General features: G+C 71.5%; 22 protein-coding genes. 13 read left to right on the top strand and 9 right to left on the bottom strand.

Going from position 1 to position 22,217, the window contains the following annotated elements; all coding sequences use genetic code 11:
* Position 1 precedes the first annotated feature (1 nt).
* On the top strand, positions 2-868 hold the full coding sequence (locus IEZ01_RS28935; RefSeq protein ID WP_189204623.1) for a L,D-transpeptidase family protein: 867 nt from the start codon (positions 2-4) through the stop codon (positions 866-868).
* Positions 869-1,351: 483 nt separating this feature from the next.
* Here the strand turns inward: IEZ01_RS28935 and IEZ01_RS28930 are convergent, their stop codons facing one another.
* Entirely contained in the window at positions 1,352-2,362 is a 1,011-nt protein-coding gene (locus IEZ01_RS28930) for a TrbL/VirB6 family protein (RefSeq protein ID WP_189204621.1), read from the bottom strand.
* Positions 2,362-3,036 carry an RNA polymerase sigma factor gene (locus IEZ01_RS28925; RefSeq protein ID WP_189204672.1) on the bottom strand — a complete coding sequence of 225 codons (675 nt, stop codon included), beginning with the start codon at positions 3,034-3,036 and terminating at the stop codon, positions 2,362-2,364. The genes IEZ01_RS28930 and IEZ01_RS28925 overlap by 1 nt, the downstream gene beginning before the upstream one ends.
* Positions 3,037-3,514: 478 nt before the next feature.
* Between IEZ01_RS28925 and IEZ01_RS28920 the strand changes: the two genes are divergently transcribed.
* Entirely contained in the window at positions 3,515-6,169 is a 2,655-nt protein-coding gene (locus tag IEZ01_RS28920; RefSeq protein ID WP_229833267.1) for an FG-GAP-like repeat-containing protein, read from the top strand.
* Between the two features lie 394 nt (positions 6,170-6,563).
* Here the strand turns inward: IEZ01_RS28920 and IEZ01_RS28915 are convergent, their stop codons facing one another.
* The 3 genes from IEZ01_RS28915 to IEZ01_RS28905 all read right to left on the bottom strand — a co-directional run bounded on the left by IEZ01_RS28915 (position 6,564) and on the right by IEZ01_RS28905 (position 9,582).
* Positions 6,564-7,133 carry a hypothetical protein gene (locus tag IEZ01_RS28915; RefSeq protein WP_019888933.1) on the bottom strand — a complete coding sequence of 190 codons (570 nt, stop codon included), beginning with the start codon at positions 7,131-7,133 and terminating at the stop codon, positions 6,564-6,566.
* A 60-nt stretch (positions 7,134-7,193) separates the two neighbouring features.
* Positions 7,194-7,814 (bottom strand): DUF4328 domain-containing protein, encoded by a 621-nt coding sequence (locus tag IEZ01_RS28910; protein ID WP_019888932.1) that lies wholly within the window; start codon positions 7,812-7,814, stop codon positions 7,194-7,196.
* Between the two features lie 121 nt (positions 7,815-7,935).
* Entirely contained in the window at positions 7,936-9,582 is a 1,647-nt protein-coding gene (locus IEZ01_RS28905) for a beta-N-acetylhexosaminidase (protein ID WP_189204670.1), read from the bottom strand.
* A gap of 207 nt (positions 9,583-9,789) precedes the next feature.
* On the opposite strand from IEZ01_RS28905, the gene IEZ01_RS28900 reads away from it, so the two are divergent.
* From IEZ01_RS28900 to IEZ01_RS28875, 6 genes are all read left to right on the top strand, one after another.
* Positions 9,790-10,386 (top strand): 2-oxo-4-hydroxy-4-carboxy-5-ureidoimidazoline decarboxylase, encoded by a 597-nt coding sequence (locus IEZ01_RS28900; protein WP_373287676.1) that lies wholly within the window; start codon positions 9,790-9,792, stop codon positions 10,384-10,386.
* Between the two features lie 166 nt (positions 10,387-10,552).
* Complete coding sequence (gene sdhC, locus IEZ01_RS28895) at positions 10,553-10,933, top strand: succinate dehydrogenase, cytochrome b556 subunit (RefSeq protein ID WP_078513386.1); 381 nt, start codon at positions 10,553-10,555, stop codon at positions 10,931-10,933.
* Between the two features lie 8 nt (positions 10,934-10,941).
* Positions 10,942-11,415: a succinate dehydrogenase hydrophobic membrane anchor subunit gene (locus IEZ01_RS28890; RefSeq protein ID WP_019888928.1), complete on the top strand. Its 474-nt coding sequence runs from the start codon at positions 10,942-10,944 to the stop codon at positions 11,413-11,415.
* A 25-nt stretch (positions 11,416-11,440) separates the two neighbouring features.
* The gene (gene sdhA / locus IEZ01_RS28885; RefSeq protein ID WP_019888927.1) at positions 11,441-13,195 is read left to right on the top strand and encodes a succinate dehydrogenase flavoprotein subunit; all 1,755 of its coding nucleotides are present in this window, start codon (positions 11,441-11,443) and stop codon (positions 13,193-13,195) included.
* Positions 13,195-13,959 carry a succinate dehydrogenase iron-sulfur subunit gene (locus IEZ01_RS28880; RefSeq protein ID WP_028797869.1) on the top strand — a complete coding sequence of 255 codons (765 nt, stop codon included), beginning with the start codon at positions 13,195-13,197 and terminating at the stop codon, positions 13,957-13,959. Before sdhA ends, IEZ01_RS28880 begins: the two co-directional genes overlap by 1 nt.
* 88 nt (positions 13,960-14,047) lie before the next feature.
* Positions 14,048-14,566, top strand: coding sequence for a hypothetical protein (locus IEZ01_RS28875; protein WP_019888925.1), 519 nt, complete (start codon positions 14,048-14,050; stop codon positions 14,564-14,566).
* 36 nt (positions 14,567-14,602) lie between these two features.
* On the opposite strand, the gene IEZ01_RS28870 is transcribed toward IEZ01_RS28875, so the two are convergent.
* Positions 14,603-15,124, bottom strand: coding sequence for a MarR family winged helix-turn-helix transcriptional regulator (locus IEZ01_RS28870; protein ID WP_019888924.1), 522 nt, complete (start codon positions 15,122-15,124; stop codon positions 14,603-14,605).
* Between the two features lie 96 nt (positions 15,125-15,220).
* Between IEZ01_RS28870 and IEZ01_RS28865 the strand changes: the two genes are divergently transcribed.
* The gene (locus tag IEZ01_RS28865) at positions 15,221-16,456 is read left to right on the top strand and encodes an MFS transporter (RefSeq protein WP_189204615.1); all 1,236 of its coding nucleotides are present in this window, start codon (positions 15,221-15,223) and stop codon (positions 16,454-16,456) included.
* A gap of 4 nt (positions 16,457-16,460) precedes the next feature.
* Here IEZ01_RS28865 and IEZ01_RS28860 read toward each other — a convergent pair whose 3' ends face one another.
* Entirely contained in the window at positions 16,461-17,252 is a 792-nt protein-coding gene (locus IEZ01_RS28860; RefSeq protein ID WP_019888922.1) for an alpha/beta fold hydrolase, read from the bottom strand.
* A gap of 135 nt (positions 17,253-17,387) precedes the next feature.
* On the opposite strand from IEZ01_RS28860, the gene IEZ01_RS28855 reads away from it, so the two are divergent.
* From IEZ01_RS28855 to IEZ01_RS28845, 3 genes are read left to right on the top strand one after another with little or no spacing between them, the layout of a single operon-like run.
* Positions 17,388-17,819: a hypothetical protein gene (locus tag IEZ01_RS28855; RefSeq protein WP_019888921.1), complete on the top strand. Its 432-nt coding sequence runs from the start codon at positions 17,388-17,390 to the stop codon at positions 17,817-17,819.
* A gap of 7 nt (positions 17,820-17,826) precedes the next feature.
* Positions 17,827-18,252 (top strand): thiol-disulfide oxidoreductase DCC family protein, encoded by a 426-nt coding sequence (locus IEZ01_RS28850; RefSeq protein ID WP_019888920.1) that lies wholly within the window; start codon positions 17,827-17,829, stop codon positions 18,250-18,252.
* Positions 18,225-19,025 carry a TetR/AcrR family transcriptional regulator gene (locus tag IEZ01_RS28845; protein WP_019888919.1) on the top strand — a complete coding sequence of 267 codons (801 nt, stop codon included), beginning with the start codon at positions 18,225-18,227 and terminating at the stop codon, positions 19,023-19,025. Before IEZ01_RS28850 ends, IEZ01_RS28845 begins: the two co-directional genes overlap by 28 nt.
* Before the next feature lie 34 nt (positions 19,026-19,059).
* Here IEZ01_RS28845 and IEZ01_RS28840 read toward each other — a convergent pair whose 3' ends face one another.
* Both IEZ01_RS28840 and IEZ01_RS35270 read right to left on the bottom strand, forming a co-directional pair.
* Positions 19,060-20,460, bottom strand: a complete 1,401-nt coding sequence (locus IEZ01_RS28840; protein ID WP_189204613.1) for a metallophosphoesterase — start codon at positions 20,458-20,460, stop codon at positions 19,060-19,062.
* A 12-nt stretch (positions 20,461-20,472) separates the two neighbouring features.
* Positions 20,473-20,736 carry an SCO4848 family membrane protein gene (locus tag IEZ01_RS35270; RefSeq protein ID WP_019888917.1) on the bottom strand — a complete coding sequence of 88 codons (264 nt, stop codon included), beginning with the start codon at positions 20,734-20,736 and terminating at the stop codon, positions 20,473-20,475.
* Between the two features lie 151 nt (positions 20,737-20,887).
* Here IEZ01_RS35270 and IEZ01_RS28835 point away from each other — a divergent pair, with 151 nt between their 5' ends.
* Positions 20,888-22,108: a D-alanyl-D-alanine carboxypeptidase family protein gene (locus IEZ01_RS28835; protein WP_028797867.1), complete on the top strand. Its 1,221-nt coding sequence runs from the start codon at positions 20,888-20,890 to the stop codon at positions 22,106-22,108.
* The last annotated feature ends 109 nt before the right edge of the window (positions 22,109-22,217 follow it).

Genomic DNA, 22,217 nt, shown 5'->3' with positions numbered 1-22,217 from the left:
GATCCTGGCCGCGGCGGCGGTCGCCCTGGCCACCGGTTGTACGGCGCAGGCCGCCGGCTCGGCCGGAGCGCCCTCGGCGTCCTCACCGGCCACGCCGCCCTCCGCCGCCGCGTCGGCCGACTCCTCCGCGTCGCCCTCCGCGTCGCCCTCCGGGGAGTCGTCCGCGGAGCCGTCGGCGGAGCCCTCCGACGACAAGCCGTCCGGCTCGCCGTCGAGCGCGGCGCCTACGCCGCAGTCGAAGGTCCTGATGAAGGACGGCGACGAGAGCGAGCAGGTCCGCGAGCTCCAGGCCCGGCTGCGCCAGATCGGCTACTTCGACCGCAGCCCCACCGCCTTCTACGGCTCGATGACCGGGGGCGCGGTCAAGGCGTTCCAGAAGAAGCGGGAGCTCCCGCAGACCGGTTCCGTGGACGAGATCACCTGGCAGAAGCTGCTCGGGATGACCCGCAAGCCGACCGCCGACGAGCTAAAGCCGTCCACCACCAACAAGCTGGACAAGCCCGACCCGCGCTGTCTGACCGGCCGGGTGCTGTGCATCAGCAAGGAGAGCCGCACGCTCGCCTGGATGGTCGACGGCAAGGTCCTGTCGTCGTTCGACGTCCGCTTCGGCTCGGAGAACACCCCCACCCGTGAGGGCACGTTCAAGGTGGACCGCAAGGAGCGCACCTGGAAGTCGACGCTGTACCACACGCAGATGCCGTACTCGATGTTCTTCAGCCGGGGCCAGGCGGTGCACTACTCGGCGGACTTCGCGGCCCGTGGCTACGCCGGCGCCTCGCACGGCTGCGTCAACGTGCGGGACATGTCCAAGCTGGCGGAGGTCTTCAACCAGGTGAAGGTCGGCGACAAGGTCGTCGTCCACTGGTGAGCTGACCCGAGAGGGAGAGGGAGAGGGCGCGGGCGGGACCGGGGGAACGTGCCCCGCCCGCGCCATATGCGCGGAGCCGAAGGTACGGGGGGAACCCCGGCTCCTGCGCGGCCGATGACCAGTCGGCTCACTCAGTACTGCGTCACGGGGCGGAAAAACGTCACACCTCGTTGGCCAGAATCTCGGCCGACCGTAAGACGGAGAAGAAAACCGCAGGTCGGAGGGGTGTGGCGCGGCTCAGAAAAGTTCGGCGGGGTCCGGCGCAGGGGCGACCGACGGCAGGGGCTGTCCGGCCCGGCCGACCACAGAACGAGGGCTCAGAAAACGTCCACCGTGCCCGGCGCGGGGCGACCGACGGCAGCGGCTCCCCGGCCTCCGCCGGGACCTCCCGCGGGGCCGGCGCTCGGAAAACTCCACCGTGCCCGGCGCAGGGGCGACCGAGGGCAGCGGCTCCGCGGCCCCGGCCGACCGCAGAACCAGCGCTCAGAAAACTTCCACCGTGCTCGGCACAGGGGCCACCGACGGCAGCGGCTCCTCCGCCTCCGCCGGGGCTTCCCTCGGGGCCGGCTTGAAGGAGACCGCGGGCGCGGCGCCGTCGGCGCCGTCGCCCTTCTCGCCGTCCGAGCCGCCGTTGCCGCCCTTACCGCCGTTGCTGCCCTTACCGCCGTTGCCGTCGTCGCCGCCGGTGCGGCCGTCGTCGTTCGTGGCGCCGAGCAACCGGTCGCAGAAACGTTTGACCGACTCATTGCCGGCCGCCGCCCGCAGATGACGCCTGCGGTCGCCGTCCAGCTGGCCGTCACGGAAGTCCTTGCATGCCTTGACGGTCTTTTTGGCCAGGTCCGCGCTGTCCCGGTTGGGCTTCGCCGACGACGACGTGCCCGACTCGGGCTCGCCGGTCACCCCGGTGCTCGTGGGGTCGGTGGGGTCGGCCCCGCCCTCCTCGGGCCGTACGGGCGAACCCGACGGAGACGGGGTGGCGCTGTCGAGGCCCGGCGGCTCCGGCGCGCGGCTCGGCACGCCGGTGGCGTCCGGTGTGCCGACCGGCGGGGGCGTGGCGGCCGTGGAGACGGAGGTGGCCGGCGCGCGCTCGCCACCGAACGGCGTCGGCAGCACGCCGGTGCTCGCGGCGACGGCGACACCGCCCACGGCGATGCCGGCGAGCGACGCGGCGAGGCCCCAGCGCAGCGGGCGGGCCCAGCGCACCGGCCGCGCCGCGGAGGGGGGCGGGGTGAGCTCGACGGCTCCGAGGTCTCCGGCGCGGCCCGCGGCCTGGGACCGGCCGCGGGCGGCCGACGCCGCCCGGAAGGCGGCCAGCGCCGCCCGTTCACCCGGGAGTTCCCGGGTCTCGACGGTGTCGGGGCGCACCGCGCCCAGCGCCTGGGCGAGCCGTTCGGCATGGTCACGGGCGTGGTCGTCGACGGGGTCGACGGACTCGCCGCGCAGCAGCCGTTCTGCCGCGTCCTGGTCGAGCCATCTGTACCGCTCGTCGGCCATCACATGTCCTTCTGCGTCCGCGCCCGCGAATGCGTCACACCGCCGGGGGTGGTGGCGCGCGCCCGGCGGCCGCGCTGCGATGGTACGGCTTCGAGCGCGGCGGGCTGGCCGCCCGTGGCGGAGGGATCCGCGCCGAGCAGTTCGGCCAGCCGCTTCAGGCCCCGATGCGCGGCGGTACGTACGGCTCCGGGCCGTTTGCCCAGGGTGTGGGCGGCGCTCTTGGCGTCCAGGCCGACGACGACCCGCAGGACGACGGCCTCGGCCTGGTCCTGGGGCAGTTGGGCGATGAGATCCATGGTGCGGCCGGTGGCCAGGGCTTCCAGGGCCTCGCCGGCGGTGTCCGACTCGGCGGGCTTGTCGGTGAGTTCGGTCTCGTCGCCGCCGACCGCGGGGCGCCTGCCCCGCATCCGCATGTGGTCGAGTGCCCGGTTACGGGCGATACGTGCCGCCCAGCCGCGGAACCGGTCCGCGTCCCCGCTGAACCGGTCGAGGTCCCGGGCTATCTGCAGCCAGGCCTCGGAGGTGACGTCCTCGGCGTCCGCCTCGCCCACCAGCGTGCGTATGTAGCCGAGGAGCCGCGGGTGCACGGCGCGGTACACAGTCCGGAAGGCGTCCTCGTCCCCGTCCTGTGCCGCGAGCACCGCGGCGGTCAGCTCCGCGTCGTCCCCCAGCACTCCCACAACCTGTCCGTCATCGCGGCTGGTCACCACCGCCGCGCTGCCCAGCGCGCAGCAGCACGCTACGTCCTTTCCGGGCGTCACGTCCATGTCTAGTACAACGTGCAACATCGACCTGACCCTGTGCGGTGTGACAGAAAACGCATCCATGGCGCTGAGTGGAGTACGGGGCCGTGCTGCGGCTCTGGCGGACGGCGACCGGGGCCTCTCCTGTGGGGGGTGGCGGCCCCGGTCGTCTTCCATGAAGCCCTCTTCCGAAGTGACGCGCCGCCAAACGTGATTCGCGCCACATTCGATGTGTCAAGCGTGACGTTAGAAGCCCGTAAAACGCTGTGTGGTTGGGGGGCACGCGCGAGACGTGTGCGCCGAATACCAACTCCGTTGAAGGGTGGGGCATTTGAGCCCGCGTCGCAGGTCTCATGCGTACCGACCGCTCAGTCTCAAAAGACGAGCCTGGCTGACGCTGGGCGCCGTCGTGCTCGGCGGCACCGGTGTGGTCACGGTCGCCATCGCCAGTCCGTCCGACGAACCGGTCGCGCAGGCACCGTCCCCACGCAAGGGCCAGGTCTTCGACTACGCCCTCAAGGGCAGCGGAACCGAGCGCGAGCTGCCGTCCACCGAGACCAAGACGTTCTCCATGGTGGGCATCACCTGGGACTCGGTGAAGGCGAAGTTCGACGGTGAGGCGGAGGTGCGCACCCGGTCGATCGAGACCGGTGAGTGGACCGAGTGGAAGGAGCTGGAGAAGGCGGCCGACCTCTCCGAGGGCTCGCCGAGCGGTGTGCGCGGCGCCACCGAGCCGCTGTGGGTCGGTCCCTCCGACGCCGCCGAGGCCCGGGTGATCGACGCCAACGGGTCGCGGATCCCGCTGCCGAAGGGCCTGGAGCTCACGCTGGTCGACCCCGGTCTGACCCCGCAGGAGGCCAAGGCACCCGACGCGGTGACCGGCGCCGCCGAGGGCATGGAGCCCGCCGCCTTCGCCATGGAGGAGACGACCGCGCCGGCCACGTCGCCGACGGAGTCGGCCACCGACGCCCCGGCCGCGCCCGCCACCTCCGAGGCACCCGCCGCCGACGCGTCCGCGTCCGCCTCCCCCGCCGCCTCGGTCCCCGCGAAGGCGACCTCCTCGGCCCCGGCCGCGGCGCAGGAGGACCCGGCGCCGCAGGTTCCGACGGCCCTGCCGTCCACGACGGTGAAGCCGCCGATCATCTCGCGCGCGCAGTGGGGCGCCGACGAGACCAAGGTCGAGGACCCGGCGGAGTACATCGACAAGATCCAGGCGGTGTACATCCACCACACCACCGACAGCAACAACTACAGCTGCTCCCAGTCGCCCGCGATCGTCCGCGCGATCATGCTCTTCCACATTCAGGGCAACGGCTGGAACGACCTCGGCTACAACTTCCTGGTCGACAAGTGCGGCCGGATCTTCGAGGGCCGGGGCGGCGGCGCCGACCTGCCCGTCCGAGGTGCGCACACGTACGGCTTCAACTCGTACTCCACCGGCATCGCCCTGATCGGCAACTTCGAGGAGACGAAGCCGACCAAGGCCGCGCTGGAGTCGGCCGCCCGCGTCGCCGCCTACAAGCTGGGGCAGTACGGCGTCTCCCCCACCGCCAAGGTCACGCTGACCCGGATCGAGACCAACCCGGACGGCACCACCTCCGAGGGCGCGGACGTCACCTTCAACACCATCTCCGGGCACCGTGACGCCTTCGCCACCGCCTGCCCGGGCGTGAACCTCTACAACAAGCTCGCGGCCATCCGGGACTTCGCCGCCAAGCCCGGCCGCAACTCCGCGATCCCGACCGCCGACTTCAACCGGGACGGCATCACCGACCTGGTCGCCGGTCTGCCGAGGACCGCCACCAACTCCGGCCGCGTGACCGTGCTCCCGGGCACCACCGACGGCCCGAGCCACGAGGTCAAGAAGAACCTGGACCAGAACAGCGAGGGCGTCCCCGGCGCCTCGGTCGCCGGTGACCTCTTCGGCACCGGCAGCGCCTGGGGCGACATCAACGGCGACGGCTACGCGGACCTGGTCGTCGGCTCGCCCGGCAAGCGGCTCACCAGCACCCAGAAGTACAACGGCTCGGTCACCGTCCTGTACGGCCCCGGCCTGAACACCGGCGGGTACTACGGCATCCCGACCTCGCTGCGCGTCGGTGAGGAGCGGCTCGGCACCGCCGTCACGGTCGGTGACTTCAACGCCGACGGCAAGGCCGACATCCTCGGCGTCGCGCCGGGCAAGCCGGGCCGCTGGTGGGCCTGGAACCTGGCGACCGGCCAGGTGCAGTACGGCTACCTGAACACCGCCGCGTACACCGCGGGCGTCGCCTACGCCTCGGCGGTCAGCGGCGACTTCAACAAGGACGGGTACACCGACGTCGCCGTCAACTACCGCGACCTCGCCTTCAAGGGCAAGCTGCTGTGGCTGAAGGGCTCGGCCACCGGCCTCCAGCGGGTCGGCATCCTGGACGCGCCCGGCGGGCGCTCGCTCGCCACGGGCGACATCAACGGCGACGGTTACGCGGACGTGGTCGTCGGCCAGCCGTCCGGCACCGAGTCGGGGCACACCTTCAAGGGCGGCGCGGTCACCACGGTCTTCGGCTCCTCGACGGGTCTCACCTCGCCGACCCGCAAGACCCTCGGCCAGGACTCGGCGTACGTCCCCGGCGCGGGGACGGTCGGTGACGACATGGGCGCGTCGGTGTCCGTGGGCGATGTGAACCTCGACGGGTTCGGCGACATCATGACCGGTGTCCCCGGCAAGGAGATCGTCAGGAACGGCACGCAGAAGGACGCGGGCTTCGTGATCCTCCTGCGTGGCGCCTCCACCGGCCCGACGGCGACCGGCTCCACCGCCTACGCCCAGGGCGCGGGCGGCGTCCCCGGCACCCCCGAGCCCGGCGACCGCCTCGGCTCCTCGGTGTCGCTGACCGACCTGTCCGGCTACCTGCGTGCGGACATCGCGATCGGCGCGGAGGGCGAGGACGCGTCCAGCGGCACGATCCTCCAGATCGACAACAGCAGCACGAACGGAATCGTCACCTCCTCGGGCCGCTACTACAGCGCCCCGGAACTGGGCGCCCCGACGGGCGTCCGCATCGGCCAGACGCTGATGCCGTAGCCCTCCGGGCGACGACGCGAGCAGTACGACGAAGGCCGGGGTCCCCATTGGGGCCCCGGCCTTGGTCGTACGGGCGGGGCGTCGCGCCCCGGGAGCTCGGGGGCGGAGCCCCGGCCCGAGCGCGCGGCGCCTCGACGGTGCGGCACAGGGGGCCCTTGGGGCTCGGGCGGAGCCCCCGGGCCCGGCAGGGGCTTCCGGCCGGCCAGGCGCGCGGCGCCGCGGGGGTGCGCCGGAAGGCGCGTCAGTGCCCCGGGGTCCCGGGGTGGAACCCCGTCCCGGCAAGGGTTTCGGGCCGGCCAGGCGCGCGGCGGGGCGGCACCGCGGCGCCTAGCTCTGCCCGCACGCTCCGGCGGCGCGTCATGCGCGTGACCGAGGCGCCGCGCCCCGCGGTGCGTCAGGTCGTGCGGGCCCGGCGGGAGACCACCGCGCGTAGGACGCGGCGGCCCTCGGACGAGAGTTCGCGGGCGCGGCGGAGTCCGGTGGGGCCGTGGGAGACGGCGTCCAGGATGGCGTGCTGGCGGCGGAGTTCGCCGGCGAGGAGCGGGCCCGCGTCGGTGGTGTCGCCCGAGCGGCAGCGTTCGACGAGCGCGTCGCGCTCCTCCGCCCCGCCCGCGTCGAAGCGGGCGTGCAGCCCGAGCGCGGTGGCGGAGCAGTTGTCGGCCCACTCCCGCAGCGGCCCGGCCGCCCACGCGGCGGGCGCGGCGCCCAGCATCTTCCGTACCAGCGCGGCGCTCTCGCCGTCCCCGCCGCCGGACAGCGCCGCGCCCGCCTCGGTGAGCGTCTCGGTCCAGGCCGGACCGCCGCCCCGGGCCACGGCCGCCCAGACCGGCCGCAGCACATCGGCGGCGTCGGGGCCGAGCAGTGGCAGGCAGCGGTCCAGGCAGGCGAGCCCGGACGCGGCGAGACTCCGCTCGTCGGCCTGTGCGATCAGTTCCAGCAGGCTTCGGCTCGTTGCCGACGTCATGGGACGCCTCCCGTCGCGGACGCAGTACTTCCTCTTACTGCGCCACGTGGCCGGAATGTGTCACAGCGTGGCCGGAACAACACCTCCGGTCGCCTTGGCGTGCTGCATCGCCGTCACCTTGCGTACGACGAGGATGGCGAGGACGGCCGCGCCGATGTCGAACGCGGCGCCGGTCATCACGAGCGTCGCGGCGTCGGCGATCTCACCGGGGGTCTCCGCCTTGTCGTACGTCTTCGTGGCGTACCGGTCGTAGAAGAGGCTGACGATCCACGCGCCCCACCAGAAGTTGAGGAGAGCGGTGCTCACCGGGCGGCCGTACGGGTCTGGGGAGCTGGCGCGCCAGACGTCCCCCGCGATCCCGCGCGGCATGAACAGGTTCACGATCGGGATGAACCAGGCACCGATCGCCCAGCCGGCCCCCCGGCGCTGGAGGTCGGGCGCGAAGACCTCGGCGTTGCAGCGGGCCCGGTGGAACCAGACGATGTAGACGCTCGCCGTCGCTATCAGCAGGACGCCGTACAGCAGGCTGCCACCGCCCATGAAGATGTCGGCCAGGTCCAGCTCGTCCTGCGTGTACGTACCGCCGCCGGAGCCGACCTCCCGCATCAGGCCCCTGACGTTGAACGCGGCCCCGATGATCAGCAGGTCCGTGGCGGCGACCGCGCCGAGCAGAATCGTCACGGCGTGCGCCGGCCCAACAGGCGATCGGAACACCGGAAGTGACACGAGTGGCGCGTTGGACATGACGGGAGGACCCCCCACGGGTACGAACGGGAAAAGGGAAAGCCCTGGACCCTAACCCTCAGCGGACCCGGTCCGCCAACGCGTTGAACTGCGCCCAGTTCAGCGCCGGTTTCCGCGGGTCCCACACCTTCTGGGCGAGCGCGGCCAGCGGCTTCTGGATACCCGCGGCCACCTGCTCCTGCGTCTGCGCCTGGGACAGGTCGCACCAGATGGCGAGCCGGGCGCCGAGGATCTGGTCGGAGTAGTCGGCCGGGACTGCGGTGGTGCCGCGCAGGACCAGCGGGGTCCACTGCTCGTAGATGCGCCGCCCGGTGGGGTACGTGAACTCGTTGGGCTCGCCGAGCACGTAATAGAGGTACTCGTCGTTGAGGTTCACGACCTGCCGGCCCTCGCGCAGGTACTCCAGCGGCGGCCGCGCCCCGATCTCCTTGCCCGTCCAGTACTCGACCTCGATGCCCTTGTCGGCGGTGACGACGCCGCCCGAGAAGAAGCCGTCGTTCCAGGCCTTGGCCTTCTTCCCGGCGCCGGCGACGACGGCGGCCCGGTCGTTCAGCCAGCCCTCGGCGAGGTCCTGGACGCGGGCCTGGGCGCCGTACTTCTGCCGGGCGGCCTGGGCGAGCTGGGGGTAGGAGGCCTGCGGGTCGCGTACGGTCAGCGCCTGGTACTCGTCGGCGCCGACGTGGAACCAGCCGCCCGGGAAGAGTCCCGCGTACTCCCGCAGCAGGTCGTCGACGATCCGGGCCGACTCGGGCTTGGAGATGTCGATCGCGCCCTGCCGCGGGGTGCCCTGGACGTTGCGCAGCTGGAGCTGCGGGTGGGCCTTGAGGACGGCGCCGAGGTGTCCGGGCGAGTCGATCTCCGGTACGACCGTGATGTGCAGGCTCTGGGCGAGGGTGAGGATCCGGCGGACCTCGGCCTTGGTGAGGTGCTGGGCGGAGACGACCTCGGGGTGCGAGTCGGAGGCGATACGGAAGCCCTGGTCGTCGGAGAAGTGCAGGCCGAACTGGTTGAGCTTGAGGTCGGCCATCTCCCGCAGCCGTGCCTCGATCCAGTCCGCGGTGAAGTGCTTGCGCGCGATGTCGAGGTTGAGTCCGCGCTGCGGCCGGTCGGGGCGGTCGGTGACGACGCCCTCGGGGACGGTCGTGCCCGACTTCAGGGCCTGCTTGACGGTCCGGGTGCCGTAGAAGACGCCGGCCTCGTCGGGGCCGGTGATCCGGACGCGGTTGTCGCGGGTGGTGAGGGTGTACGACTCCGCGGGGCCGCCGCCGGAGGGGGCGAGGGCGAGTTCGACGTCCCCGGCGCGGACGGGTTCGGCGCCGCGGTAGTCGATCTTGAGCTCCCCGGCGAGCAGCCGCCCCTCGTCGGCGAGCGCCTCGCTGCCCTCGGCCACGACGACGGAGCTGGTGGGACCGGGCTTCCAGCCGGGGCCCCGGGCGGCTTCGTGCGCCCGGACGGCCGGAACGGTCGCGGGCGCCCGGGAGAGGGCGTACGTCCGCGTGGGAGTCGGGGTCGGGGTGGGGCTGGGCGTCGGGGACGCCTCGGGGGAGGCGGGCGCGGCACTGGTGACGCCGGGCGGCGTCGTACCGGCCCCCGCCGGGCCGCCGGAGCCGGTGCCGCAGCCCGTCGCGGTGACGGCGATCAGCGCGGCCGCCGTGACGGCCACGCCGCCTATTCGGCCGGTTCGCCGATGCGCGGAGTTCCACATCACTCGAAATGCTCCCCCATCGGGCGATTGATCACCAATCGGTGATATACGCACACAAAGGACCGGTGAACGTCCATTGCGGGGATCGAAACTCTCCCGTCCGGGTGAAAACAGCGCATCCGTCGCACACGCCTCCCCGGCCGCCGATAGCGTTGCGGCACACCCACACCACCCTTCCCAGCCGTTCAGCGGTTCGAGGAGCCCACGCTGTCCAGCGAATCCCACGCCGGCCACCTCTCCGGACCCCGTACCGGAACCGCCGCCTCCACGGCCATACCCAGCCAGACGCGCGGCGCCACCTCCCATACCGGACTCGAACGGTTCAACACCGCCCCCGCGGGCGCCGCCGAGGCCGCCCTGCTCGCCTGCTGCGGCAGCCGCCGCTGGGCCCAGCGGCTCGCCGCCCACCGCCCCTACCCCACCCTCGACGCGCTGCTCGCCGCCGCCGACGAGGCCAGCTACGACCTCTCCGCGCCCGACCTCGACGAGGCCCTGGCCGACGAGGCTTCCGCCGTCCCGCACCCCGGTATCCCGGCGGCCGCGCTCACCGCGCTGCGCGCCGCCCATGCCGCGTACGAGAGCAGCTTCGGGCACGCCTTCGTGATCAGCCTCGACGGCTACGAGGCGGACGAGCACCTGAACCAGGTGCTGGCGGGCATCAGGTCCCGGCTCGGCAACGAACGGGACGAGGAGCGGGCGGTCGCCGCCGACGAGCTGCGCCGCCTCGCCCGCACCCGGCTCGCCCACCTCGTCGCCGACGCCACCGGCGCCGGCGCGCCGGATAGCCCGTCCGTGCCTGTTTGATTGCCTGTTTGATCACACCTGTCGACCCCGAGTGAGCGAACCGACAACACGTCGCTACGATGGCCGGGGCCGGTGGACCGTACCCGGCCGGGCCAGACCGACAGAGCACCTCTTTTAGTAGAAGACTGGCGGCCGGCCCTGATCCCCGCTCCCGGAGGGTTCTTCCGTGCCGGCTGGAACGCTGTACCGCGGCCGGGAAGGAATGTGGTCCTGGGTGGCTCATCGAGTCACCGGCGTCCTCATCTTCTTCTTCCTGTTCGTACACGTGCTGGACACCGCTCTCGTCCGCGTCTCCCCCGAGGCCTACGACGAAGTGGTCGCCACCTACAAGACGCCGATCGTCGCGCTCCTTGAGTACGGCCTCGTCGCCGCCATCCTCTTCCACGCTCTCAACGGCCTGCGTGTGATCGCCGTGGACTTCTGGTCCAAGGGCCCGCGCTACCAGAAGCAGATGCTCTGGACCGTCATGGGCATCTGGATCGTGCTGATGGCAGGTGCGCTGTACCCCGTGCTGGGCCACGCCGCCGCTGAAGTCTTCGGGAGCTGAGGCCAGACATGTCCGCTGACACCTCTTCCGCGATCGGGCCCGTCGAGGGCTCCGTCTACGACGTGGACAACCCCGCGCCGTACATCGAGGCCCCGCGCAAGCGCACCGGCAAGACCCCGCGCTCGACCCGCGGCAACTTCGAGATGGCCGCGTGGCTCTTCATGCGCCTCTCCGGCATCGTCCTGGTCGTCCTGGTCATCGGCCACCTGCTGATCCAGCTCGTCCTCGACGGCGGCGTCTCCAAGATCGGCTTCGCCTTCGTCGCCGGCCGCTGGGCCTCGCCGTTCTGGCAGGTCTGGGACCTGCTGATGCTGTGGCTGGCGATGCTGCACGGCGCGAACGGCCTCCGTACGGTCATCAACGACTACGCGGAGCGTGCCAACACGCGTCTGTGGCTCAAGGGCCTGCTGTACACCGCCACGGTGTTCACCATCCTTCTGGGCACGCTGGTGATCTTCACCTTCGACCCGAACATCCGCTAGGCACGGGGCTGAGGTAATCCACGTCATGAAGATCCACAAGTACGACACCGTCATCGTCGGCGCCGGTGGCGCGGGCATGCGCGCCGCCATCGAGGCGACGAAGCGCAGCCGCACCGCGGTCCTGACGAAGCTCTACCCCACCCGCTCCCACACGGGCGCCGCGCAGGGCGGCATGGCCGCCGCGCTCGCCAACGTGGAGGAGGACAACTGGGAGTGGCACACCTTCGACACGGTCAAGGGTGGTGACTACCTGGTCGACCAGGACGCCGCCGAGATCCTGGCGAAGGAGGCCATCGACGCCGTCCTCGACCTGGAGAAGATGGGTCTGCCGTTCAACCGGACCCCGAACGGCACCATCGACCAGCGCCGCTTCGGCGGCCACTCCCGCAACCACGGCGAGGCCCCGGTCCGCCGGTCCTGCTACGCCGCGGACCGCACCGGTCACATGATCCTCCAGACGCTGTACCAGAACTGCGTCAAGGAGGGCGTGGAGTTCTTCAACGAGTTCTACGTCCTGGACCAGCTGATCACCGAGGTCGACGGCGTCAAGAGGTCGGCCGGTGTGGTCGCCTACGAGCTGGCCACCGGCGAGATCCACATCTTCCAGGCCAAGGCCGTCATCTACGCCTCGGGCGGCACCGGCAAGTTCTTCAAGGTGACCTCCAACGCGCACACCCTGACCGGTGACGGCCAGGCGGCCTGCTACCGCCGCGGTCTGCCGCTGGAGGACATGGAGTTCTTCCAGTTCCACCCGACGGGCATCTGGCGCATGGGCATCCTGCTGACGGAGGGCGCCCGTGGTGAGGGCGGCATCCTCCGCAACAAGGACGGCGAGCGCTTCATGGAGAAGTACGCGCCGGTCATGAAGGACCTCGCGTCCCGTGACGTCGTCTCGCGCTCCATCTACACGGAGATCCGCGAAGGCCGCGGCTGCGGTCCCGAGGGCGACCACGTCTTCCTGGACCTCACCCACCTGCCGCCGGAGCAGCTCGACGCCAAGCTCCCGGACATCACCGAGTTCGCGCGGACGTATCTCGGTATCGAGCCCTACACGGACCCGATCCCGATCCAGCCGACCGCGCACTACGCCATGGGCGGCATCCCGACCAACGTCGAGGGTGAGGTCCTGGCGGACAACACCACCGTCGTCCCGGGTCTGTACGCGGCCGGCGAGGTGGCCTGTGTCTCCGTGCACGGCGCCAACCGTCTGGGCACCAACTCGCTGCTCGACATCAACGTCTTCGGCAAGCGGGCCGGTATCGCCGCCGCCGAGTACTCGGCGAAGTCCGACTACGTCGAGCTGCCGGAGAACCCGGCGGCGTTCGTCGCCGAGCAGGTCGAGCGGCTGCGCAACTCCACGGGCACGGAGCGCGTCGCCGAGCTCCGCCGTGAGCTGCAGGAGACGATGGACGCCAACGTGATGGTGTTCCGTACCGAGCAGACCATCAAGACGGCCGTCGAGAAGATCGCCGAGCTGCGCGAGCGCTACCTGAACGTGTCCATCCAGGACAAGGGCAAGCGCTTCAACACGGACCTGCTGGAGGCCATCGAGCTGGGCAACCTGCTCGACCTGGCCGAGGTCATGGCCGTCTCGGCCCTGGCGCGCAAGGAGTCCCGCGGCGGTCACTACCGCGAGGACTACCCCAACCGCGACGACGTCAACTTCATGCGCCACACCATGGCGTACCGCGAGGTCGGCGACGACGGCTCCGAGACCGTCCGTCTCGACTACAAGCCGGTCGTCCAGACCCGCTACCAGCCGATGGAGCGTAAGTACTGATGGCTACCCCCGTCATGGACAAGGCAGAGGCCGTGGCCAAGTCCCAGGCCTCCCCCTACATCACGGTCACCTTCCGGATCCGCCGTTTCAACCCCGAGGTGTCGGACGCGGCGGTCTGGGAGGACTTCCAGATCGAGATCGACCCGAAGGAGCGTGTGCTCGACGGTCTCCACAAGATCAAGTGGGACGTCGACGGCACGCTGACCTTCCGTCGCTCGTGCGCGCACGGCATCTGCGGCTCGGACGCGATGCGGATCAACGGCAAGAACAGGCTCGCCTGCAAGACGCTGATCAAGGACATCAACCCCGAGAAGCCGATCACGGTCGAGGCCATCAAGGGCCTCACGGTCCTCAAGGACCTGGTCGTGGACATGGAGCCGTTCTTCCAGGCGTACCGGGACGTCATGCCGTTCCTGGTCACCAAGGGCAACGAGCCCACCCGTGAGCGGCTGCAGTCGGCCGAGGACCGCGAGCGGTTCGACGACACCACCAAGTGCATCCTGTGCGCCGCGTGCACGTCTTCCTGCCCGGTCTTCTGGAACGACGGCCAGTACTTCGGCCCCGCCGCGATCGTCAACGCGCACCGCTTCATCTTCGACTCGCGTGACGAGGCCGGAGAGCAGCGTCTGGAGATCCTCAACGACAAGGACGGCGTGTGGCGTTGCCGCACCACGTTCAACTGCACGGACGCCTGCCCGCGCGGTATCGAGGTCACCAAGGCGATCCAGGAAGTGAAGCGCGCGCTGATCACGCGTCGTTTCTGACGGGTTGTACGGCCGGAAGCCCGCTTCTGTACGCTCAGCGTCCAGAGGCGGGCTTTTCCGCGCCCGGACACCGTCAGATCGGGGAGAAATGAGCGAGCCGAACCCGTACGCCTCGGACGGGGAGTACAAGTGGGGACCGACCCAGCCGCCCGGTACGCCGGGCTACGGCTACCCGAACGCCAACCCGAACCCCGTGCCGGGCTACGGCTATCCGCAGCAGCCCGCGCCGATGGGCGCCGGTGCCGGGGTACCGGCGGCGGGCGGCGGTCCGCTGCTCTCCCTCGGTGACATCACGGTCATGGGCGACTCGATCGTCACGCCCGCGGGCACGATGCCGCTCAAGGGTGCGGTGTGGAACGCCACGGACATGTCCCGTACCGAGGAGAGGATGCCGACGGTCGCCATCGTCCTGGCCGTCATCTTCTTCATCTTCTGCCTGCTGGGTCTGCTGTTCCTCCTGATGAAGGAGAAGACCACGACGGGCTTCATCCAGGTGACGGTGACCAGCGGCGGCCGCCACCACTCGACGATGATCCCGGCGACGGGCCCGGACACGATCCACTGGGTGATGGGGCAGATCAACTACGCCCGCTCGCTGAGCATCTGAGGCCTGGCCGTCGGTGACCTCCGGCGCGGACCGCGGCTAGAGCGGGCCGTGGCGACGGTCGTCCTCCTCGGCCAGCAGCATGATGCGCCGCAGCATGGCGTTGAGCTGGGCGCGTTCGTCCCGGTCGAGGACGCCGAGCAGCCGGTCCTCCTCGTGGCCGAGGACGTCCATGGCGCCGAGCCAGGTGGAGCGGCCGGACTCGGTGAGTTCGACGACGACCCTGCGGCGGTCGTGGGTGGACTGCGTACGCCGCACGAAGCCGCGCCGCTCCAGGGCGTCGAGGCGGCCGGTGACGGAGGCGGGTGCGAGGTCGAGGTCGACGGAGAGCTGCGAGGGGGCGGCGCTGCCGCCGCGGCCGGCGAGCTTGTGGAGGGTGTCGAACTCGTGCCGCTCCAGGTCGAAGTCGGCGAGGGACTGCTCGCGGACGCGCCGCAGGTGGACGGAGAGCTTCTTCATACGGGTGACGGCGCCCTCGACGTCCGGGTCGAGGTCGGGCAGAACCGGCTTCCAGCGCGCCACGTGCTCGTCGGTCCAGTCGCGCGGGCCTTCGGTCTCCATGGAACCGATGGTACGTCGGGGGCCACGGCCCACGACGTACTTCGGCGCCGAATATTTCGTTGGCGAATTATTCGGTGGCGAAATACTTTTGCCGCCATGCCGTCCACACCCACGCCCACATCCACATCCCCTGCCACGCCCACCCCACACCCGCTACGCACCCGCCCCTTCCAACTGCTGCTCGCCGGGCGCACCCTCTCCCTCCTCGGCGACGCCGTCATCCCCACCGCGCTCGGCCTCGCCGTGCTGGAGGCCACCGGCTCCACCTCCGCCCTCGCGCTGGTCCTGGCCTGCGCGATGGTCCCCAAGCTGCTCCTGCTGCCGCTGGGCGGGGTGGTGGGCGACCGCTTCAACGCGCGCACGGTCGCACTTGTCACCGATCTCGTCCGGTGCGCCTGCCAGCTCCTGGTCGGCGCGCAGATGCTCTCCGGCGCACCGGACCTGGCGGTGATCGCCACGGCCGGGGCGGTCGGCGGCGCGGCCGGGGCCTTCGCCATGCCGACGGCCTCCCCGCTGCTCAAGGGGGTCGTCGCCGAGGAGGCCCTGCAGCGGGCCAACGCGGCGATGGGGGTGGCCGAGAGCGCCACCCGACTGGGCGGTCCGGCCTGCGCCGGACTGCTGATCGTCACGGCGGGGCCGGGCTGGGCCTTCGTCCTGGACGCCGCGACCTTCGCCCTCTCGGCCGCGCTGCTCGTGGCCGTACGGGTCGAGCGCGTGCCGATCCCTCGCCGCTCGCTGGCGGCCGACCTCGCCGAGGGCTGGCACGAGGTCCGGAGCCGGGACTGGTACTGGACGAGCCTGATCGCCCATGCCGCGTGGAACGGCGCCGCCGCCGTGCTGATGACGCTCGGGCCGGCCATCGTGCTGGCCGAACTCGGCGGCGAAGCCACCTGGGTGGTGATGCTCCAGACCGGTGCGGTGGGCCTGCTGGCCGGTTCGCTGCTGGCCGGCCGGGCCCGTCCGCGGCGGCCGGTCCTCACGGCCAATCTGGGCCTGGCGCTCTACGCGGCCCCGCTGCTCCTGCTGGCCATATCGGCCCCGGCGCCGGTGACGATCGCCGCGTACGGCCTCGCGCAGGCCGGCCTCGGCTTCCTCTCGCCGGTCTGGGAGACGGCGGTCCAGCGCGCCTTCCCGCCCCACGCCCTGGCCCGCGTCACCTCCTACGACTGGCTGCTCTCCCTCGCGGCCATGCCCCTTGCCTACGCCCTGGCCCCCGCCGCCGCCTCGGCCTGGGGCCCGGAGGTCCCGCTGGCGGCCGCCGCCGTCCTCGTCGGCGGCAGCTGCCTGGCGACGGCACTGGTGCCGGGCGTACGACGGTTCGGCCGCGAGTGATCCCTTACGGCGCGGCGGGGGCGGCGAGGAAGTCGAGCAGGAGGGCCGTGGTCTCCTTGGGGCGCTCCATGGAGGGGAGATGGCCCGCCCAGGGCAGCTCGACATGGCGGGCGGCCGGGAGAGTGGCGGCGAGGGTCCTGGCCATCTCCCGGAAGTCAGAGACGTCGTGCGCGCCCGAGACGGCGAGGGTGGGGGCGGTGATGCGGCCGAGGTCGACGGCGGGGTCCTCCTGAGCCTCCTGAGCCTCCTCCGCCCCCTGCTCCTCGGCTTCGGCATCGGCGGCGAGCTGGATGTCGAAGGCGTGACGCTGCATCACCCGGACCTTCGCGCGGGCGTCGGCGTCCGCGTCCGGGCCGAGCCATGTATCCAGGTTGAGTTCGACCGCGCCGGAGATGTCGTCCGCGTCGAAGAAGGCGTCCTCGCGGGCGTCGAAGTCGCGCAGCTCCGGGCCCGCTTCATGGCCGGGCATGCCCGCGCAGAGCAGGGCCAGGGCCGTCACCCGCCCGGGGTGGGCGGCGGCGAACTCCAGAGCGACATAGCCGCCGAAGGACGAGGCGACGACGGCCGCCCGGTCGACGCCGAGGGCGTCCAGCATCTCCCGTACGTCCTCGGCGTCGCTGTAGTCCCCCGCATCCGCGGGGGTTTCGCCATGGCCGCGGAAGTCGCAGCGCACCACGCGGTACCCGGCGTCCACGAGGGGCTGCCACTGCGGGTCCCACATACGCCGGTCGCAGACCGAGGAGTGCAGGAGGAGGACGGTGGGGCCGTCGCCGGCGATGTCATGAGTAAGTGTCACGCCGGTGAGCGTAGGCGTCGGGCACAGGCGGCGCCTGCGCTTTTCCGCCCGGGCAGCCCCGGCTTGAACACGTTCAAAGATAGGTCTACAGTCAAGGACATCAACCTTTTGAACGCGTTCAAGGGAGGGTGGGGCATGGACCTCACTGTCGTCGCGTACATCGCCTACCTGCTCATCAGCGTGGCGCTGACCATCTGGGTGGCAAGGACCCTGAGCAGGAACGGCAAGATCTTCCTCGCGGATGTCCTGCACGGGAACGAGAAGCTCGCCGAGGCCGTGAACCACCTCCTGGTGGTCGGCTTCTACCTCGTCAACTTCGGCTTCGTCGCCCTCTACCTCAGCCAGGACGAGACGGTCGCCGACGCCCGCGGGCTCTTCGAGGCACTGTCGGTGAAGCAGGGCGTCGTCCTGCTCGTCCTCGGTGTCATGCACCTCGGCAACGTCTACGTCCTCAACAAGATCCGCCGCCGGGGTGTGATGGAGCGCGAGCAGGTGCCGCCGGTGCCCCCGCAGGGCTGGACCGGTACGGGCCAGGGCCCCTGGGCCGCTCCCACCACCCGCGCGTGAGGCACCCATGACCGTCATGGCCCCGGGAACACCCGTCACACCGGTCACCCGGCTCACGGTGCTCTACGACGCCCAGTGCCCGCTCTGCGTGCATGTGCGGGCCTGGCTGCTGCGGCAGCACCAGCTCGTCCCGATCGAGCTGGTGCCCGCCGGGTCCCAGGAGGCCCGCCGACGCTTCCCCGGCCTCGACCACGACGCCACCCTGGCGGAGATCACGGTCGTCGGCGACGCGGGCCAGATCTACCGTGGCACCTCCGCCTGGATCGTCTGCCTCTGGGCACTGGCCGAACACCGGCCCAGGGCCCACTGGCTGGCCACTCCGGCCGGCGCCCCGTTCGCCCGGGCCTGTGTGCTCGCCGCCGCCAAATGGCGCGAGGCCACGGCTCCGAGCTGCGCGGACGGGCGGTGCGGAGCACCGGCCGGGCACGGCTAGGCTCGGGCACCGTGAAGGAAGAGAAGGAAGTGAAGGCGGCGGCGGCCGACAAGCCCGCCAAGGCGCCCAAGAGCGAGCAGACCCGCACCCTCATCCTCGAAACCGCCCTCCGGCTCTTCAAGGACCGCGGTTACGACAAGACGACCATGCGGGCCATCGCCCAGGAGGCCGGAGTCTCCGTCGGGAACGCCTACTACTACTTCTCCTCCAAGGAACACCTGGTCCAGGGGTTCTACGACCGGATCGCCGACGAGCACCAGGCGGCCGTCGCCGGAATCCTGGACAGCGACGAGAAGGACCTCGCGGCACGCATCCGCGGGGTCCTGCTCGGCTGGCTCGACATCGCCGAGCCGTACCACGAGTTCGCGGCGCAGTTCTTCAAGAACGCCGCCGACCCCGACAGCCCCCTGAGCCCCTTCTCGCCCGAGTCGGAGGGGCCGCGCGAGGCCGCGATCGACGTCCACCGACGGGTCATCTCCGGCGCGTCCGTCAAGATCGACCCGGAACTCGCCGAGGCGCTTCCCCAGCTGCTGTGGCTCCAGCAGATGGGCCTGGTGCTGTTCTGGGTGTACGACCGCTCCGAAGGATGCGCCAACAGCCGCCGTCTGGTGGAGCGGCTGGCACCGGTCTCGGCCCGGGCGATCTCGCTCTCCCGCTTCCGGCTGCTGCGGCCGCTGGTCAAGGAGACCCACGAACTCCTCGCCGACTTCATGCCGACGGCGGCCGGCATGGCGGCCTCGGGCAAGCCCAAGCGCTCCACGAAGAAGGCCTGACGGGCCCGACGGCCCAAAGGCGTACGGCCCCCGCTCACGCCTGGCGGGAGGCCAGCTCCACGAGCGTGATGTCGGACGGCGCCCCGACCCGTACGGGCGGCCCCCAGGCACCGGCGCCCCGGGACACGTACAACTGGGTGTCGCCGTACCGCTCGAGCCCGGCGAGGGTCGGGTTGGCGAGGTCGGCGATGAGGTTGCCGGGCCACATCTGCCCGCCGTGGGTGTGACCGGAGAGCTGGAGGTCGACGCCGTGGCGGACGGCGTCATGGATCACCACCGGCTGGTGGGCGAGCAGCACGGAGGCGCGCGCCCGGTCCCGGTTCCCGAGCGCCTTGGCGAAGTCGGGGCCCTTGCCTTCGTTCTCCCCCGCGACGTCGTCGACCCCGGCGAGGTCGAACCCGCCGAGCTCGACCCGGTCGTTGCGCAGGGGCCGCAGCCCGAGCTCCCGGACGTGGTCGACCCAGGCGTCGGCGCCCGAGAAGTACTCGTGGTTGCCGGTGACGAAGTACGCCCCGTCCTTCGCCCTGAGCTGCGCCAGCGGCTCGGCGGCGGGGCCGAGGTTCTCGACGGTCCCGTCGACGAGGTCGCCGACGACGGCGATGAGGTCCGGCTGGGTGCTGTTGATCGTGTCCACGATCCGCTGGGCGTGGGCCCGTCCGAGGACCGGTCCGAGGTGGATGTCGGAGACGACGGCGATCCGGTAGCCGTGCACCCCGCGCCCGATCTTCGCGAGCGGCACGGTCACCCGCTTGACCCGGGGCCCGCGCAGCACCCCGTTCGTCCCGTAAGCCACGGTCCCGCCCGCGACTGCGGCGGCGGCCCCGCCGACGACCCGGGAGACGAAGAGCCGCCGGGAGAGGTGGGGCCGAGGGGACTCGAGAGCCGGGGCCGGGGCTGGGGCCGGGGTGGCTGGCTGCTCCGGCGGCGCCGGCGCTTCGGCGAGCGCCGCCGCCGGGCCGCCCGCCGTCGCGACTGAGGCGTCCGGCGCGCTGGGCGCCGCGACCACGGCGGAGGTGGTGACGGCCGGTTCGGGGCCGTCGGCCGCCGACGGGACCGGCCCGGGCTCAGCCGCCGACGCCCCCGCCACGGACACGGCCGGAGTCTGCGCCGCCGAGGCCCGGCGGTTGAGCCACCACATCAGGAGCGGGCGGACCGCCTCACCCGCCACCAGGGCGAGGACCACGTACAGCAGCAGGGCGAGCCAGAGGTAGCCGGGCCAGGCCACCGTCTGCTGGAGCCAGAAGGGGGCGCCCGCGCGGGCCGAGGTCAGCGCCGCGAGGGACAGCAGGGGCAGCACGACGGCCGCCACCGTCCCCGCCCTGCGTGCCACGCTTCCGCGCACCGTGACATCGCGCACCAGCCGGCGCCAGACGTACCAGTGCACCCCGGCCAGCAGGGTGAGCACCACAAGCAGCACGAGCAGGAAGAGCAGCACGTCCCGACACCCCTATCCGCGGTCTCGTCGTTCGCGTCGTTCGCGTCGCAATGCGAGCACGCCACGCAACCCGATCACGCCGATGCCCGTCCCCAGGAGAAAGGACGTCACGGCGAGCAGCAGATGGACCCAGAAGTACCCGGTGGGGTCACCCGCGTCGTCGAAAGCGAGCCCGCTTGCGTTGCCCCACAGGTTCTTGACGAAAGTGATCCAGATGAACCAGCTCCACACCCCGAAAGCGAGCAGGAACCAGGCGACGGGACGGGTGAGCTTCATGGGTTCAGTATCACCGGCCGGGGCGGTTGGGGGGCGGCGGGGTCGTGCGCCCCGGGCGCGCCCTGCGCCCGAGGGAAGTGGAGCCCAGTCGTCCGCCACATACCGCCCCGCGGTGTTCGGTTCTGTGATCTATCCATGTACGTTCTCGACCGTGTCTGCCATGAAAAAGACCGCTGTGACGGTCACCGCCGCCGCGCTGCTGCCTCTGCTCACCGCCGCGCCCGCCTTCGCCAGCCCCACGAAGCCCGGGGGCCCCGCGGAGGACAAGCAGCCCAAGCCGCCGGCGGTCATGTCCACGGTCGGCGGGAAGCTGCTGGGGAAGCCCGGCACGCAGGTGAATCTGGCGCCGGGCGTGCCGGTGCTGCCGAAGGAGCTCTCCGGCCGCTCGTGGATCGTCGCGGACGCCGAGACGGGTGACGTCCTGGCCGCCCACAACGCGCACTGGCGGCTGCCCCCCGCCTCGACCCTGAAGATGCTCTTCGCGGACGCCCTGCTGCCCAGGCTCCAGAAGAAGCAGACGCATACGGTCGCCCCGGCCGAGCTCGCCAATCTGGGCGAGGGGTCAAGCCTTGTCGGGATAAAGGAGAAGCTCTCGTACACCGTCCACGACCTGTGGCTCGGTGTCTTCCTGAAGTCCGGCAACGACGCGGTGCACGTCCTGTCCGCCATGAACGGCGGCGTCCCCAAGACGGTCAAGGACATGAACGACCACGCCGCCGAGCTCCAGGCGCTGGACACGCATGTCGTGTCCCCGGACGGCTACGACGCCCCCGGCCAGGTCTCCTCCGCGTACGACCTCACGCTCATCGCCCGCAGCGGGATGCAGAAGCCGGACTTCCGGGAGTACGCCGCGACGGTGCGCGCGCAGTTCCCCGGGGAGCAGCAGCCCGGCAAGAAGCGCGAGACGTTCGAGATCCAGAACACCAACCGTCTGCTGACCGGTGCCTACGGCGTCACCCCGTACAAGGGCATCGCAGGGGTGAAGAACGGCAACACCACGCACGCCGGCGCGACCTTCACCGGCGTGGCCGAGCGCGACGGCAAGGTGCTGCTGGTGACGGTCATGAACCCGTCGTCCAAGGAGTCCTCCGCGGTCTACAAGGAGACGGCCCGCCTCCTCGACTGGGGCTTCGCGGCGTCCGGGAAGGTGAAGCCGGTCGGCGAGCTGGTGCCGCCGAAGTCGGCCCGTACGGGCGGCGACGCCTCCAAGGGGCCGGCGAAGGACGGTGACACCGCCCTGGCGAAGGCCTCGACGGCGGAGAAGTCCGGCGGGGTCGGGATCGCGCTCGGGATCTGCGGCGGGGTGCTGGTGGTCGTGGCCGGGGCGGTGCTCCTGGTCAACCGGAAGTGGCCGCTTCGCCGGATCCGCTAGCGGTACGGGGCTCCTTCCGCGCGGCGGAGGAGCCCTCCTCGCCCTCGGCGCTCTCCGCCCGTTCGGAGGAACCTTCCTCGTCCCCGGCGCTCTCCGCCCGTTCGGAGGA

Source organism: Streptomyces purpureus (assembly GCF_014648195.1).
Classification (GTDB): Bacteria; Actinomycetota; Actinomycetes; order Streptomycetales; family Streptomycetaceae; genus Streptomyces; species Streptomyces purpureus.
The sequence above is the reverse complement of the archived record's forward strand: the minus strand, read 5'-3'. Positions and strand labels throughout refer to the sequence as shown.